We start from the raw sequence: 14,647 nt of genomic DNA on the forward strand, positions 1-14,647 counted from the left end.
GCCTCGCCGGGGCGGGGACCGGTTGAGCGGTCACGAGGCGGGGCCGACCGGGACGTCGAGTCCGCGGACCGCGACCGGTCGTGCGCTGCCGTCGGCCAGGCGGTAGCACAGCCCCACCACGGCGGCCCGCCCGGCGGCAACGCGTTCGGCGAGGACCCGGGAGCGGTCCAGCAGGAGGTCCACGGTGTGCCGTATGTGCTCGGCCAGGATCTCGTCGGCCTTGAGGAATCCGGCAGCCCGGGCCGCCAGCACGCTGGGCGTCACGCGCTCGACCACGTCCCGGACGTAACCGGTCGGGGCCATGCCCTCCTCCAGGGCGGCGCATGCGGCCGCGACCGCACCGCACGAGTCGTGGCCCAGGACCACCAACAGCGGGCAGTCCAGCAAGCTGACCCCGTACTCGATGCTGCCCAGCACCTCCGTCCCCACGACGTGGCCCGCCGTGCGCACCACGAACAGGTCGCCCAGACCACGATCGAAGATGATCTCGGCGGCGAGCCGGGAATCGGAGCATCCGAACAGCACGGCGAACGGGCTCTGGGACGGCGCGATCTCGGTGCGACGCGCGGCGTCCTGGTTCGGGTGCTCCGGCGTGCCTGCGATGAACCGCCGATTGCCGGCCAGCAGCAACTCGTAGGCTTCACCGGGGGTCAGGGGGTGTTGCTGGGCCTGCGTAGGGGGCATGTCCGCAGCGTACGGCCAAGCCCCACGCCGCGCCCGGAGAGGATCGCCGCGGTTGACCGCTGCGAGCCGCTTGAGGGCGCGGCCGAGCCTGCGAGGCGGCGGACCGCCCTCTCGTGGCACCCCATGGCGCTACATGGCGTCACGTGACACCACTCGGCATCACGTGGCATCACGTGGCATCACGTGGCGCCACGCGGTGTCGGTGGCCGCCTCCTGCGACTTTTCCCTGTTCAGAGCGTCCACCCTCACATCCGACCCACATGAGGCGCCACCCGGACTTGCGCGTGGCGCCATATCGGTGCCATGATGACGTCATGGACCTCACGCCGTATGTCGACACCCTGCGCCGCGAGCTCGCGGTCGCCGCCGAAGCCGGCGGGGAAGACGCCCGCGAGCTGGCCGAGCGGCTCACCACTCCTCTGGAGTCGGCGACCCGTCTGACCATGCTCAATGTGCTCTCCGCCGCAATGGACGAGATCACCCGCGAGCTCGCCCCCGGCTCGGTCGACGTACGGCTGCGCGGACTGGACCCCGACTTCGTGGTGACGCTGCCGCCCGGCGACAGCGGCCACCCGGAAGCGACGGCCGGACCCGCCGAACCGCTCGCGGCGCCACTCCCCACGGACGGCGAGGAGGGTGGCACCGCCCGCGTCAATCTGCGACTGCCGGCCCACCTCAAGGCGCGCGCCGAGGAGGCCGCGAACCGCGAGGGCCTGTCGCTCAACGCGTGGCTGGTGCGCGCCGTTTCGGCCTCGGTCGACGGCGGCGCACGGCCACGTACGACGGAGAAGAGCCACACCGTCGGACAGAACTTCAAGGGCTGGGTGCGCTAGCCGCGCCCGGACCCGCTCCACTTCACCCACACCACGTCCCCACCAGCGGGGACGACCATGAGACCCAAGAGGACGGGACAGCTATGCCTTCTTTCGACACTCCCGAACCGATCTCGGCCACGGCGCATGTGGAGGCCGGTTCCATCCAGTTCACCGCAAGCGACCGCCCCGACACGGTCGTCGAGGTGCGGCCCCGCGACCCGAAGCAGGACCGGGACGTGCGGTCGGCCGAGCAGACCGAGGTCACCTACGCGAGCGGCGCCCTGACCGTCAGGACCCCCAAGATGCGCAATTCCCTTCGCCGCCCCGGCACCGTCGATGTGATGGTCGAACTGCCCACGGGCTCCCGCATCGACATGACCGGGTCCTGGGCCCAGGTGCTGGGCGAGGGCCGGCTCGGCGAAGTCCGGGTGAAGACCTCCGCGGGCGATGTGCGCCTGGACACGACCGGGCCGCTGCACCTGACCGCGTCGCACGGTTCGATCACCGTGGACCGCATCGAGGGCATGGCCGAGATCACCACCAGCACCGGCAGCCTGCGCGTCGGGCTCGTCGACGGCCCCGCCGTTCTGAAGAACTCGCACGGCACCACGCACGTCGGCGCCGCGACCGGCGAGCTGAGGGTGAGCAACGCCAACGGCGACATCGACATCCGGCGCGCCGAGGACTCGGTCACCGCCACCACCGCCCACGGCACCGTGCGCGTGGCCGAAGTGGTCCGCGGCTCCGTCCAGTTGGAGACCTCCTACGGCGCCATCGAGGTCGGTATCCGCGAGGGCACTGCCGCCTGGCTCGACGTCAGCTCGCGCTCCGGGCAGGTGCGCAACGCGCTCGCCGAGTCCGAGTCCCCCGAGAAGACCGAGGACTCCGTCGAGGTCCGCGCCCGCACCCGGTACGGCAACATCGACGTCCTCCGCGCCAAGCCCTGAACACCCCCGCGCACCCACACCAGCCTCAACTCACCCCCATGCTCAACCACCCCGTGTTCACCTCACCCTCAACTCACCTCATCCCTCTGCCACTTCATCGCCGCACGGGTGAGCCCATGGACTTTTCTGTCATGACCACAACATCTCAGGCCGGTCCGCAGTCGCCGACCGCCGTCCGGCCGCCATTACCACCCCGAAAGGCACTCCGATGAGTGAAACGGTTTCCGTCCCGCACGGCCTCCCGATGGACCGCGACGCGGGCCCCTTCGACCCGCCCCGCCAGATCACCCGGCTGCGCGAGGCTCGTCCGGTCAGTCCCCTGCTCTTCCCCGACGGTCACGAGGGCTGGCTCGTCACCGGCTACGACGCGGTCCGCCGGCTCCTGGCCGACACCCGGTTCAGCTCCCGCCAGGACATCGGCGTACTCCACATGCCGTACGAGACCCCCAGCATGCCCGTCATGACCGAACCGTCCCCGCAGATACCGGGCATGTTCGTCGCCATGGACCCGCCGGACCACACCCGGCTGCGGCGCAAGCTCACCGGCGCCTTCACCGTCAGGCGCATGAAGCAGCTCGAAGAGCGCATCGGCGAGATCGCCGAGCGGCAGCTGGACGAGATGGCGCGCCTCACCCCGCCGGTCGACCTGGTCAAGGAGTTCGCGCTGCCGTTGCCCTCGCTGGTGATCTGCGAACTGCTCGGTGTCCCCTACGAGGACCGGGACAACTTCCAGGTCAACACGGCCAAGTTCATGGTCAAGGACATCACGCTCGACGAGAAGATGGCCGCGTGCGGCGCCATGAGCACCTTCCTGGCCGAACTGGTCACCGGCAAACGCGCCACGCCCGGCGAGGACATCCTGTCCGACCTGGCCCGCGATGACGACCTCAGCATCGAAGAGCTGACCGGCATCGCCTTCCTGCTGCTGCTCGCGGGCCACGAGACCACCGCCAACATGCTGTCGCTGGGCACCTTCGCGCTCCTGGAGCACCCCGAGCAGCTGGCCGAACTGCGCGCCCACCCGGACCTGATGCCCGGTGCCGTCGAGGAACTCATGCGCTACCTGGCCGTCGGCGACATCTTCTATCGCTACGCCACGGAGGACATCGAGCTCTGTGGTGAAACCATCGGCAAGGGATCGACCGTCATCGTCTCGCTGCTGGCCGCCAACCGCGACCCCGAGCGCTTCGACGACCCCGACACCCTGGACGTCCACCGCAAGGCCCGCGGTCACCTGTCCTTCGGCCATGGCATCCATCAGTGCCTCGGCCAGCAACTGGCCCGCATCGAGATGCGCGTGGGTTTCGACGGACTGCTGCGTCGCTTCCCGACCCTCGAACTCGCCATCCCCGCCGGCGAGGTGAGACTCAAGACCGACATGAATCTCTACGGCGTCCACGAACTGCCGGTCACCTGGACGGAAACGGACCGGTAGGAGCGTCGGCCGGGCGCGTCACCTCTGGGGGACGCGCCACGCCGTCGGCGGCCTCGACGGTCGGCGGCCGTCAGCGGCCCTCACCGGCATCGTCCAAAAGGTGCGGGCCGTTGTTACGTACGCTGTTGACCGCGCTGGAGACGGCGCGGGCGTCGAGGTGGCCGGCGGCGGGGGTCGCCAGCAGGGCGCGGAGTTCGCCGCTGTCCTGGTGGCCCGGGTCGAGCCAGGCGCTCCAGTCGGCGGGCGCGATGGCCAGCGGCATGCGCGGATGAATGTGCCCGGCGGCATCGACGGCCTCGGTCGTGATGATCGTGCAGGTCGTCCACCACGCCACCGGATCGTCGTCCTCCGCCACCGCCGGGTCGCGCCAGAACTCGTACAGCCCGGCGAGCGCCATGACCTGGCCGTCTTCGGGGCTGATGAAATACGGCTGCTTACGGGCCTTGGCCGTCCCGGTCGCCGCCACGGGCTGCCACTCGTAGAAGCCGTCCGCGGGCAGCAGACAGCGGCGCTTGGCGAAGGCCCGGCGGTAGGCCGGCTTCTCGGCCACGGTCTCCGCCCTCGCGTTGATCATTTTCGCGCCCACGTTCAGGCTCTTCGCCCACGACGGCACCAGTCCCCAGCGCAACGGCCGCAGCTGCCGGGTGATCTCGCCGGTGTCCCGCTCGACGCGTTCCAGCACCGACCACACGTTGTCGGTGGGGGCCACATTCCAGCTCGGGTCCAGCGCCTGGCCGGGATCCCAGCGCTTGACGTCGAACAGGTCCACAAGATCTTGCGGACGGCGGGTGGAGACATAGCGACCGCACATACCTCCACCCTGCCAGGAAGCCGGTCGGCGGGGCCGGATCGCCCCGCGAAGGGGCGCAGGGGGCGAGCTACTGCCCTCGGCCCGTGACGTAGTCCCGGGCCCGGTCGACCAGGCCGAGGCCGGGAGTCAGGAGCCTGTTGGCCGGCGGCGTGCTCGGGGCCGCCGGATGGGGCCGGGTGGGGGCGGTCTTCTTCGCTTCGCGGACCTTCTTCCCCAGGCTCTCCAGGACAAAGGGGTGGACGCCGATGCGCACCTGCTCGAAGAGGTGGTTCTCCTCGTCGTCCACGTGCGCGAGGACCTCGGTGCGCAGCTCGCGCACCAGGCGGTCGAAGTCGGCGTCGTCCGGTGCGCGGCCCTCCAGGTCCTTCAGAAGCCGTTCGACGCGGCCGTGGTCGGCGATCTCCTTGTCCGCGATCGCATCGCCGTCCTCGAGATGCTCGCGCACCGCCGGGTAGAGGTGCTGTTCCTCGGCGACCGTGTGCCGTACCAGCTCGATGGTCAGGGCGTCGATCAGCCGCTTGCGGTCCGCGCTGCCGGGGGCCGCGTCGTTGAACTGTTCAAAGAGCGCGTCGACCTCGCGGTGGTCGACGAGCAGCTCCGCGATGACATCCCCGCCGTGGCCCATGTGGTGCCGCCTCCTGGTGGTGCTCGGTCGGCCGGCCGATCCGGCCGCCCGACCGACCCGTTCCCCTCCGGCCGAGCCCGGTATCGCCCCCGCTGCGAAAGTCCGCTGAACCGGCGGACACGGCCGGGGGGTGCGGCGCCCCGTGGCCCGGACACCAGCAAGCCGTGGGGTCGCCGGATGTCCGGCGGCCCCACGGCTTGTCAGGTCGGGTACGAGGTCAGTGACCGCCCTCGTCCACGACCGCAACCTCCTCGATGTTCTGCTCGATGGCCTCGCCGGAGACGGCGGTGGCGCGGGCCCAGTAGTAGATCCCCAGGGCGAACACCGTGATGATCACCATGTCCCACCACATCGGGATGTGGCTCTGGCCGCCGAAGCCGCCCTGCCAGGAGATGAGGCCGATGCCGATCAGGTACACCGGAAGCCACTGCGCGGCCTTCCAGTCCAGTCGCGGCGCGTTCGGCAGGCGCTTCTTCGTCGCGTAGAAGGCGTAGCTGCCGAGCAGCACGTACCCGATGATGATCGCCCAGCCGAGCCGCTGGAGGGTGTCCCAGCCGGCCCAGTAGATGATCAGGGACGCGACGACGAAGGCTATCGGCGAGATCACCTTGCCGCCGGGCAGGCGGTACGGGCGCTCGTGGTTCGGCAGCCGGTCACGGAACACGCCGAAGGCCAGCGGCGCACCGGCGTACATCAGGACGCTCGCCGAGGTGATGAAGGAAACCAGCTGCTGCCAGCTCGGGAAGGGCAGGAAGCAGATCACGCCGGTCACGAAGGACATGATCAGGCCGAACCACGGCACACCGCGGCGGTCGGTCTTCTCGAACAGGCGGGGGGCGTAGCCGTTCTTGCTCAGGCCGTAGGAGATACGCGAGGTGGACGTGGTGTAGATCAGGCCGGTGCCACCGGGGGAGATGATCGCGTCCGCGTACAGGACCCAGCCGAGCCAGCCCAGGCCGACCAGGGTGGCCAGACCGGCCCACGGGCCCTCGATGCCCACGTAGTGCAGCTTGGCCCAGCCGTGCGCGAAGGAGGCCAGCGGCAGGGCGCCGATGTAGACCACCTGGAGCGCGATGTAGATGACCGCGCCGATCGCGACCGACCCGATCGTTGCGCGCGGCAGGTCACGCTTGGGGTTGCGGCTCTCGCCCGCGAGCTGGATCGCCTGCTCGAAGCCGAGCAGCGCGAAGATGATGCCGCTGGTGCTGATGGCGCTGAGCACGCCCTTGGCGCCGAACGGCGCGAAGCCGTGCGAGGTGAAGTTGTGCGGGTGGAAGTTGGTCGCCGCGATGATGAAGATCGCCCCGAGGGGTACGGCGATCTTCCACCACGTTGCCGCACTGTTGGTGTGCGCCAGCACCTTCACGCCGAGGAAGTTCACTGCGACGAAGATCGCCATCAGGAAGACGGCGACGACTATGCCGCTCGTCGTGAGGGTCCCGTTCGCATTCAGGAATCCCTGGGCCCACTTCCAGTGACCGGCATAGCCGATCATGGCCTCGACCTCGATCGGGGCGACGGTCGCCGCCTGGAGCCAGGAGAACCAGCCGAACGACATGCCCGCGAGGCCGCCGAAGGCGTAGTGCGGGTACCGCGCCGTACCGCCGGCGACCGGGAAGAGGCCACCGAGCTCGGCGTGCACCAGCGCAAGGAGAATGATCGCCACTGCGCCGATGCCCCAGGAGATGACCGCGGCGGGTCCCGCCACGACCACGGCCTTCTGGGCTCCGTAGAGCCAGCCGGAACCGATGATGGAGCCGACCGACGCCCACATCAGACCGATCAGTCCCACATCCCTGCGCAGGGAGCCACCCTTTCCGAGGGAGCCGGGTTCGCCCGCCCTCGGTGCAGAGATTTCGTCAACGTTTGCCATTGGAGCCCTTTCAAGACAGGGACTGGCTGGAAATTTGCATCAGGCTAGGGAGCATGCACGGACCTGCAAAGGGGCCCCAGCTGAATAGTTATATTCCTTGAATAAGTCCTTGCTTAAATTTCGACCCGCCGCTGTGGACATTTCGCCGAGCGTATGCAGATTGACGAGTTTTACCGCGCGCTTACACAGCGGACAGCAACCGGACGATTACTCCGCCCAGCCTTCGACGCGCCTTTCCTTGACGCAAACTTGAACTTTCGCAATCAGGAATAGTCATTCCAAAAACGGGGCGATTCGGCGGAACGGTGCCCAACACCCCCTACCACCTCGGGCACTTGGCGCCACCCACGGCGTGGAGCGACATCACAGGCGCCGCCGCGCGCCGAGAGACCCACCTCTGCGGGGCGAATCGTATAGATATGGACAAATGACACCGCGTCTTGGTAAAGCCCCGTCCTCTCTGTCCGTCCTGTCCACCCTGTGCGGCGTCACTGCGCTGCTCCTCGGCACGGGATGCGGCGGCCCCACGGGCTCCTCGGGCACCGCCGACCACCCCTCACCCCTCCGTTCCCAGCGGAGCCTCGTATGGAAGGGCTGCCCGCTGCCGGGGCAGCCGGGCCGTCGGTGCACGACGGTGAAGGTGCCCGTGGACCCGGCGGACGCGGGCGGCCCCCGGCTCGGGATCGCCGTGTCGCGACTGCCGGCGTCCGACCGGAGCAGGCTGATCGGGGCCCTGGTGTGGAACCCGGGCGGTCCCGGGATCTCGGGGGCCTACGTTCCGGCGGCGCAGTTGCCGCCGGAGCTGGGCAAGCGGTTCGACCTGATCGGGTTCGACCCGCGGGGCTCGGGGCGCAGCGCGGCCGTTCCCGCGTGCGGAGAGGCCGCTGCCGTGGCGGAGGCGCTGGAAGGCGGCAAGCGCGCGGCCGCCGCGGCCGCGGCCCGCACCTACGCCGGCACCTGCACGAAAAAGCTCGGCGCAATGGCCGGGCACCTGGGCACCCGCAGCGTGGCGGAGGACCTGGACGCGATCCGTGCGGCGCTGGGTGAGGAGAAGCTGAGCCTGCTGATGGGCTCGTACGGAACCCTGCTCGGCCAGCAGTACCTGGCGGCGCACCCGCACCGCGTCCGGGCCGTGGTGCTGGACGGGACGATGGATCCGGCCGTCCAGGGAGTGCGGGCGGCCCTCGACGCCTCGGGGTCCGCGCAGGACAAGGCGTATACGAGCGGCGGCCCCGAGGAGAAGGCGCGCCAGCAGCTCCAGTCGATGCTGTCGGGATTCACGCTGTGGTGCCGGGACGGCGGTGCGCGCTGCCCCGTGAGCGCGGACCCGGTGGGCCGGGCGCTCACGGCAGGCGGCCACCAGGACAAGGGCCGCAAGGAGGTACTGGCCGCGGCGGCCGCGGGCGGGTACGTCCCGGCCCGCTGGCCGGAGCTGGCCAGGGCGCTGGACGCCGCGGCGCACGGCGACCGGGCGGGCCTGCGCACGCTCGCCGACAAGGGATTCCCCGAGCAGCTGAGGGCCGAAGCGGGCTCGACGCTGGATCTCGGCTACAACCTGGGTGTCTACTGCACGGACTTTGCCTGGCCCGGCACGCCGAACGCCATCGCCGACGCCTTCCACACGGCCGACAAGGAGTCGTCCTTCACCGCCGCCGACTACCTGCCCTGCGCCGCCTGGCCGGGCAGGGGCAGACCGCTCGGCAAGATCACGGCACCCGCTTCCGCGCCGCGCCCGCTGGTCATCAACGGCACCCACGACCCCCGTACGGGAATCGCCAGCGCCCGGGCGGTGGCCCGCCGCCTCGACGCGAAGCTGGTGACCTTCACGGGGCGCACGCATATCGCGACCACCGGCGGAGTGGAGTGCGCCCAGCGGGCGGTGGCGCGCTTCCTGGTGTCGGGGAGTCTGGTGTCGGGGAGTACGGAGCCCCTGCCCACCTGCGGCTAACGAAACCGGCCGACGTTCGGGTCAGGCGTCGAGGCCGCCGCGCTCGATGAGCTGGCGTGTGATCACGTTGCGCTGGATCTCGTTGGTCCCCTCTCCGACGATCATCAGCGGTGCATCGCGGAAGTAGCGCTCCACATCGAACTCGGTGGAATAGCCGTACCCACCGTGGATACGGACGGCATTGACGGCGATCTGCAAGGCGGTCTCGGAGGCGAACAGCTTCGCCATCCCCGCCTCCATATCGACCCGGCGCCCCGCGTCGGCTTCCCTGGCCGCGTACAGGGTGAGCTGGCGCGCGGCGGTGAGCGCGGTGGCCATGTCGGCGAGGTAGTTGCCGATCGACTGATGCTTCCAGATCGGCCTGCCGAACGACTCGCGCTGCCGGGCATAGGCAAGGGCGTCCTCCAGCGCGGCCCGGCCCACGCCCAGCGCACGGGCGGCGACCTGGATCCGGCCGGTCTCCAGCCCCTTCATCATCTGCGCGAATCCCCGGCCCTCGACGCCCCCGAGCACGGCGTCGGCCGGAGCGCGGTAGCCGTCGAAGGACAACTCGCAGCTCTCCACACCCTTGTAGCCGAGTTTGGGGAGGTCGCGGGAGACGGTGAGGCCGGGGCCGTGCTCGACGAGGAGGAGCGAGATGCCCCGGTGCGCGGGGGCCGCGTCCGGGTCGGTCTTGCACAGCAGCGCGATCAGCCCCGAGCGGCGCGCATTGGTGATCCAGGTCTTCGCGCCGTCGACCTCATAGCCGTCGGCATCTTTGCGGGCGACGGTCCGCAGGGCCTGGAGGTCGGAGCCGCCGCCCGGTTCGGTCAGGGCCATGGTCGCCCGTACCTCGCCGGTCGCCATCTTCGGCAGATACCGCTGCTTTTGCTCCTCGGTGCCGAAGTGCAGCAGGAGTTTGGCGACCACGGTGTGGCCGCCCATCGCACCGGCCAGGCTCATCCACCCCCGGGCGAGTTCCTCGGAGATCAGCACATAGCAGGGGGTGGAGACGGGGGTGCCGCCGTACTCCTCCGGGACGGCGAGGCCGAAGGCGCCGAGCCGTTTCATCTGCTCGATCAGGGCTTCGGGGTAGGTGTTGCTGTGGTCGAGTTCCCGGGCGACCGGCTTGACGCTCTTGTCGACGAAGTCGCGCACCGTGCCGACGATGCACCGTTCGTCCTCGGACAGGATGTCGAGGGTGCTCATGTGGTGTGTTCGCTCCTTGCGGGAGGAGGGTGGCCGACCTGCGGGGGCGGGGACGTCCCGGAGGTCGGATGACGCGGCCGACCTGCCGGGTGGTGGGGAAACGCGGGTTCAGATGACGTGGTCGGCCCGCAGTGCGCCGATCTCCGCGGTGCCGTAGCCGAGTTCGGCGAGGACCGTCTCGGTGTGCTCGCCGACGGCGGGGACGTCCCCCATCCGTACCGTGACGCCGGCCAGGTCCACGGGCGGCAGCAGCGCCGCTACGGTGGCGCCCCCGGGAATCCGTACGTCCCGCCACCGGCCGCGGGCGTCGAGGACGGGGTGCGCGAGGAATTCCTCGATGTCATTGACTCCGGCGTTGGCGATGCCCGCCTTGTCGAGCAGCGCCCTCACCTCACCGCTGTCGCACTCGCCGAACCGTCCGGTCACGATCGCGTTCAGCTCCTCGCGGTGGGCCACCCGGGCGGAGCCGGTGGCGAACCGCGGGTCGTCGACGAGGTCGGGGCGCCGCAGGAACTGCTCGCACAGGGCGGCCCATTCGCGTTCGTTCTGGATGGAGAACAGCACGTCCTTGCCGTCGGCCGCGGTATAGGCGCCGTAGGGGGCGATCGTGGCGTGCTGGGTGCCGATCCGCGGGGGCTGGCTGCCGCCGTAGCGGGTGTAGTAGGCGGGCTGGCCCATCCACTCGGCCAGTGCCTCGAACAAGGAGACCTCCACGGCGCGGGCGACCCCGGTGGTCGCGCGGGCGAACAGGGCGGTGAGGATGCCCGAGTAGGCATACATCCCGGCGGCGATATCGGCGACCGACACCCCCGCCCGTGCGGTCTCCTGGGGGCTCCCGGTCAGGGAGACCAGGCCGGTCTGACACTGTACGAGCAGGTCGTACGCCTTACGGTCGGCCCACGGTCCGCTCGTTCCGTAACCGGAGATCGCGCAGGGGATCAGCGACGGGAACCGCTCGGCGACGGTCCCCGCGTCCAGGCCGAGCCGCCCGATCGCCCCCGGAGCGAGGTTGTGTACGAACACATCGGCTTCGGAGAGCAGTTGCTCCAGGATCCGCCGCCCAGGGTCCGTTTTCAGGTCCAGTGTCACCGATTCCTTCGACCGGTTGAGCCACACGAAGTAACTGGACTGGCCGTGCACGGTGGTGTCGTACCGGCGGGCGAAGTCGCCGCCTCCCGGCCGTTCCACCTTGATCACCCGGGCCCCGAGATCGGCCAGTTGCCGGGTGGCGAAGGGCGCCGCCACCGCCTGCTCGACACTGACGACGGTGACACCGGACAGCGGCAATTCCTCGGGGCGCTCCATGGACGGTGACCTCCAGGTCGGCCGGGCACAGGTGCTACGCGACGTCCCATCATGGCCGGTCAGGACCGTAGGAGCGCAATATGGCGCCGACATGACGTCGGCGACATCGCGCGGTGGTCAGCCCAGGCGTCCGAGGGCGAGCAGATCGAGCAGGGTGGGGCCGCCGACGTAGGCGGAGACACCACCGTCGATGGTCAGGCAGCTTCCGGTGACCAGCTCGGAGGCGTCGCCGGCCAGGTAGACGGCGGAGTCGGCGATCTGCTCGGGCGTGCCCCACCGGTGCATCGGGACGGCGTGCATCAGACCGGCGGAGACGTCGTGGTTCCCGCGGACCGCTGCCGTCTCCGCGGTGGCGGTCCAGCCCGGGAGGATCGCATTGACCCGGACCCCGGCCGATGCCCATTCCGCGCCGAGGGTCCGCGTCAGGGCGATGACGGCGGCCTTCGATACGGCGATCGTCGAACGGGAGGGAACGCCGGCCACACCGGCCACCGAGGACACGTTGATCACCGAGCCGGTGCCCCGTTGCAGGAGATGCGGACCCACGGCCCGGCAGAAGTGCAATACGGAATCGAAGTTGAGGCGCATATCGCGCTGCCAGGCGTCGACCGGGATCTCCAGGAACGGGCCCGCGGTGGGGGTGCCGCCCGCGACATTCGCGACGATGTCCAAGGGGCCGAGGGCGCCGATCGCCTCGGTGACCGCGGAGTGGATCTGTTCCTCTTCGGTGACATCGCAGGTCAGCACGACGGCTCTGCGTCCCAACCGCTCCACTTCGAGGGCGAGTTCACGAAGGTCGTCGGTGGTGCGCGCGAGGACGGCCACATCGGCGCCCGCCTCGGCGAAGGCGCGGGCAATCGCTCGTCCGGTACCGCGTGACGCCCCGGTCACCAAGGCATTCCTGCCGTCGAGCGCAAATCGAGAGAGCATGGCTCAGCCTTTCTTTTCTTCGCCGGATTTCTTGCGAAGGGTTCGTTGCGGAGGATTTCTTGCTGAGGGTTCCTTGCGGAGGCACCGTGCGGCCGGCGGCTCGGGAAGCGTCGGCGCTCGCGGCGTCCGGAGGCAAGTCGCGTCCCACTGAGCGGAATACCCAAAAGCCTTTAGGCAGAGGGTTATTCAGGCACCCTTTCACGGGCTCATTCACGGGCTCATTCGCGGCGCATTCGGGGGCGCATTCCGCTCCCCGGAACGTCCGGTTGTCGGCCGGCCGCAGCGCTTTGCACGCTGACGGGTGAACCAGCCGGCACCTACACACAAGAGGTGAGGGCATGTCCTCCCACCCGACGGCGCACCACGAAGGGCCGCCCACATTCCTCACCGCGTACGCCGACACCCGTGGTGCGCAACGGATCCTCCCCCGTTGGCTGGGTGGCCGTCCCTTGGCCACCGGGCGCATCGGTGAGGCGTGGCACGTCGCGGCGCAACGGCATCCGTCCCAGCTGCTGACCGTCGACCGGCCGCCCGACATCGACCCCCAGGGCCCGTCCGCGCGGACGTTCGCGCAGTGGGCGGCGCTGGTCGACGAGGCGGCCGGCTGGCTCCACCGGCTGGGCGTGCGGGAATGGGATCGGGTGGCGCTCCTCAAGGCCAACCACTTCGATCTGCTGGTCCTGTCGTCGGCCGCGGCGCGGATCGGGGCGATTCCCGCGCCGCTGTCGGGCGTCTACGGTCCGCCGGTGGACGGTACGCCGGTCTCCCACATCCTGCTCGGGCGGCTGGAGCGGCCGTTCCTGGTCACCGACCGGGCCCATCTCCAGCGCTGTGCGCTCGACGCCGACGCCATCGCCCGGTTGACCCGGCGGACGGTGTGCGTCGACGGCACCGACGGCCGCCGTGATCTGGTGGACTTGGCGAGCCTGCGGGGCGGTGCCGCGGCCGCCACCCGGCTGCGGGCGCCGGACGAGCCGATGTGGGTGACCCATACCTCGGGTACCACCGGTGTGCCCAAGCTGGTGATGCATTCCGCGACGTCGGCGCACGGTATGGATCTGGTCGAGGCCGAGCGCTGGCCGCTGTGGATGGGCCCGCGGGACACCTGGGCGTTCTGCGACCCGTTCTGGCACGAGCGGGTGATGGCCCATCAGCTCACGGTGGCGACCATCGGGCTGCGCATGATCATGCTCTCCGACCCGCTGTCGCCTGCGGTCAAACCCCTGCTGGCCGAGCACCGGCCCACCGTGGTGGAGGCCATGCCCAATATGTTCCTGGCCTGGGAGGACCTGGCACGGGACCCGGTCCGTCCGTTCGGCAACGTCCGGCTGTTCCTCAACTCCTTCGACGCGATCCACACTCGCACCATCCGCACCTTCCTGGACGCCAGCGACCGTCGCGTACCGCTGTGGATCCAGGCGTGGAGCCAGAGCGAATGCGGCCCGATCGCCCTGCGGCCGTACACGCGCCGCTCGGTCCGGCGGCGCGGCAAGCGACCGCCGGTCAACCAGAACCTCGGCCGGCCGGTTCCGGCGTACGGGAAGATCCGGGCCGTGGACCCGGAGACCGGGCGGCCGCTGCGCCGGGGCGAGGTCGGCCTGATCGAGTTCTCGCAGCCCGGCCGCTGTCTGGCCTACGTCGGGGAGCAGGAGCGGCACGAGCGCAAACGCAACGGCGAGTGGTGGAACACCGGGGACCTCGGGGTGATCAACCGGTTCGGGGCGGTCCGGCTGATCGACCGGGAGATCGACCGGATCGCCGGCGGCAGCGCCATCGAGCTGGAGGACGTGCTGTTGGACCGGCTGCCCCAGCTGACCGAGATCGTGATCCTCCCGGCCGGCGAGCGGCCACCGGTGCCGGTCTACAGCACCGCGGGCGACGCTCCGCTCGCGCCCGGCGCATGGCAGCGGGCGGCCAAGGACCTGCCGGAGCTGGCGGATCCGCTGCGCATCCGCTGGGAGGAGTTCCCGCGGACCGGCACCTGGAAGGTCGCCAGGGTGCTGCTGCGGGAGCGGCTGCTGCCCGATGCGCGGCCCGTCGGTTCCGGGCGTTGGACGTGATCGGGGGCCGGACATGACTCGGGGGC

The 14,647-nt window shown here is 70.2% G+C and carries 12 protein-coding genes; 5 read left to right on the forward strand and 7 right to left on the reverse strand.

Going from position 1 to position 14,647, the window contains the following annotated elements; genetic code table 11:
* Positions 1-30 precede the first annotated feature (30 nt).
* Complete coding sequence (locus B1H19_RS05995) at positions 31-684, reverse strand: carbonic anhydrase (RefSeq protein WP_083103572.1); 654 nt, start codon at positions 682-684, stop codon at positions 31-33.
* Positions 685-998: 314 nt separating this feature from the next.
* Between B1H19_RS05995 and B1H19_RS06000 the strand changes: the two genes are divergently transcribed.
* The 3 genes from B1H19_RS06000 to B1H19_RS06010 all read left to right on the forward strand — a co-directional run bounded on the left by B1H19_RS06000 (position 999) and on the right by B1H19_RS06010 (position 3,881).
* Entirely contained in the window at positions 999-1,517 is a 519-nt protein-coding gene (locus B1H19_RS06000; protein WP_083103573.1) for a toxin-antitoxin system HicB family antitoxin, read from the forward strand.
* Positions 1,518-1,600: 83 nt separating this feature from the next.
* Complete coding sequence (locus B1H19_RS06005; RefSeq protein ID WP_083103574.1) at positions 1,601-2,446, forward strand: DUF4097 family beta strand repeat-containing protein; 846 nt, start codon at positions 1,601-1,603, stop codon at positions 2,444-2,446.
* A 208-nt stretch (positions 2,447-2,654) separates the two neighbouring features.
* Complete coding sequence (locus B1H19_RS06010; RefSeq protein WP_083103575.1) at positions 2,655-3,881, forward strand: cytochrome P450; 1,227 nt, start codon at positions 2,655-2,657, stop codon at positions 3,879-3,881.
* A gap of 70 nt (positions 3,882-3,951) precedes the next feature.
* Here the strand turns inward: B1H19_RS06010 and B1H19_RS06015 are convergent, their stop codons facing one another.
* The 3 genes from B1H19_RS06015 to B1H19_RS06025 form a co-directional block, all read right to left on the reverse strand.
* Entirely contained in the window at positions 3,952-4,692 is a 741-nt protein-coding gene (locus B1H19_RS06015; protein ID WP_083103576.1) for an SOS response-associated peptidase, read from the reverse strand.
* A 67-nt stretch (positions 4,693-4,759) separates the two neighbouring features.
* Positions 4,760-5,317, reverse strand: a complete 558-nt coding sequence (locus B1H19_RS06020; RefSeq protein WP_083103577.1) for a hemerythrin domain-containing protein — start codon at positions 5,315-5,317, stop codon at positions 4,760-4,762.
* 217 nt (positions 5,318-5,534) lie between these two features.
* Complete coding sequence (locus B1H19_RS06025) at positions 5,535-7,190, reverse strand: APC family permease (protein WP_203237111.1); 1,656 nt, start codon at positions 7,188-7,190, stop codon at positions 5,535-5,537.
* Between the two features lie 427 nt (positions 7,191-7,617).
* On the opposite strand from B1H19_RS06025, the gene B1H19_RS06030 reads away from it, so the two are divergent.
* Positions 7,618-9,138 carry an alpha/beta hydrolase gene (locus B1H19_RS06030; RefSeq protein WP_083103578.1) on the forward strand — a complete coding sequence of 507 codons (1,521 nt, stop codon included), beginning with the start codon at positions 7,618-7,620 and terminating at the stop codon, positions 9,136-9,138.
* A gap of 21 nt (positions 9,139-9,159) precedes the next feature.
* On the opposite strand, the gene B1H19_RS06035 is transcribed toward B1H19_RS06030, so the two are convergent.
* The 3 genes from B1H19_RS06035 to B1H19_RS06045 form a co-directional block, all read right to left on the reverse strand.
* The gene (locus tag B1H19_RS06035; protein ID WP_083103579.1) at positions 9,160-10,326 is read right to left on the reverse strand and encodes an acyl-CoA dehydrogenase family protein; all 1,167 of its coding nucleotides are present in this window, start codon (positions 10,324-10,326) and stop codon (positions 9,160-9,162) included.
* 108 nt (positions 10,327-10,434) lie between these two features.
* Positions 10,435-11,631, reverse strand: coding sequence for a CaiB/BaiF CoA transferase family protein (locus B1H19_RS06040; RefSeq protein WP_083103580.1), 1,197 nt, complete (start codon positions 11,629-11,631; stop codon positions 10,435-10,437).
* A gap of 117 nt (positions 11,632-11,748) precedes the next feature.
* Positions 11,749-12,561: an SDR family NAD(P)-dependent oxidoreductase gene (locus tag B1H19_RS06045; RefSeq protein ID WP_107425898.1), complete on the reverse strand. Its 813-nt coding sequence runs from the start codon at positions 12,559-12,561 to the stop codon at positions 11,749-11,751.
* A gap of 338 nt (positions 12,562-12,899) precedes the next feature.
* On the opposite strand from B1H19_RS06045, the gene B1H19_RS06050 reads away from it, so the two are divergent.
* Positions 12,900-14,621, forward strand: a complete 1,722-nt coding sequence (locus tag B1H19_RS06050; protein WP_083103582.1) for a class I adenylate-forming enzyme family protein — start codon at positions 12,900-12,902, stop codon at positions 14,619-14,621.
* Positions 14,622-14,647 lie beyond the last annotated feature (26 nt).

The sequence above is a fragment of the Streptomyces gilvosporeus genome (assembly GCF_002082195.1).
Taxonomy (GTDB): Bacteria; Actinomycetota; Actinomycetes; order Streptomycetales; family Streptomycetaceae; genus Streptomyces; species Streptomyces gilvosporeus.

Coding starts and splice junctions, on each gene's coding strand:
- B1H19_RS05995 (WP_083103572.1), bottom strand. CDS start 684: ATGCCCCCTACGCAGGCCCAGCAACACCCCCTGACCCCCGGTGAAGCC.
- B1H19_RS06000 (WP_083103573.1), top strand. CDS start 999: ATGGACCTCACGCCGTATGTCGACACCCTGCGCCGCGAGCTCGCGGTC.
- B1H19_RS06005 (WP_083103574.1), top strand. CDS start 1,601: ATGCCTTCTTTCGACACTCCCGAACCGATCTCGGCCACGGCGCATGTG.
- B1H19_RS06010 (WP_083103575.1), top strand. CDS start 2,655: ATGAGTGAAACGGTTTCCGTCCCGCACGGCCTCCCGATGGACCGCGAC.
- B1H19_RS06015 (WP_083103576.1), bottom strand. CDS start 4,692: ATGTGCGGTCGCTATGTCTCCACCCGCCGTCCGCAAGATCTTGTGGAC.
- B1H19_RS06020 (WP_083103577.1), bottom strand. CDS start 5,317: ATGGGCCACGGCGGGGATGTCATCGCGGAGCTGCTCGTCGACCACCGC.
- B1H19_RS06025 (WP_203237111.1), bottom strand. CDS start 7,190: ATGGCAAACGTTGACGAAATCTCTGCACCGAGGGCGGGCGAACCCGGC.
- B1H19_RS06030 (WP_083103578.1), top strand. CDS start 7,618: ATGACACCGCGTCTTGGTAAAGCCCCGTCCTCTCTGTCCGTCCTGTCC.
- B1H19_RS06035 (WP_083103579.1), bottom strand. CDS start 10,326: ATGAGCACCCTCGACATCCTGTCCGAGGACGAACGGTGCATCGTCGGC.
- B1H19_RS06040 (WP_083103580.1), bottom strand. CDS start 11,631: ATGGAGCGCCCCGAGGAATTGCCGCTGTCCGGTGTCACCGTCGTCAGT.
- B1H19_RS06045 (WP_107425898.1), bottom strand. CDS start 12,561: ATGCTCTCTCGATTTGCGCTCGACGGCAGGAATGCCTTGGTGACCGGG.
- B1H19_RS06050 (WP_083103582.1), top strand. CDS start 12,900: ATGTCCTCCCACCCGACGGCGCACCACGAAGGGCCGCCCACATTCCTC.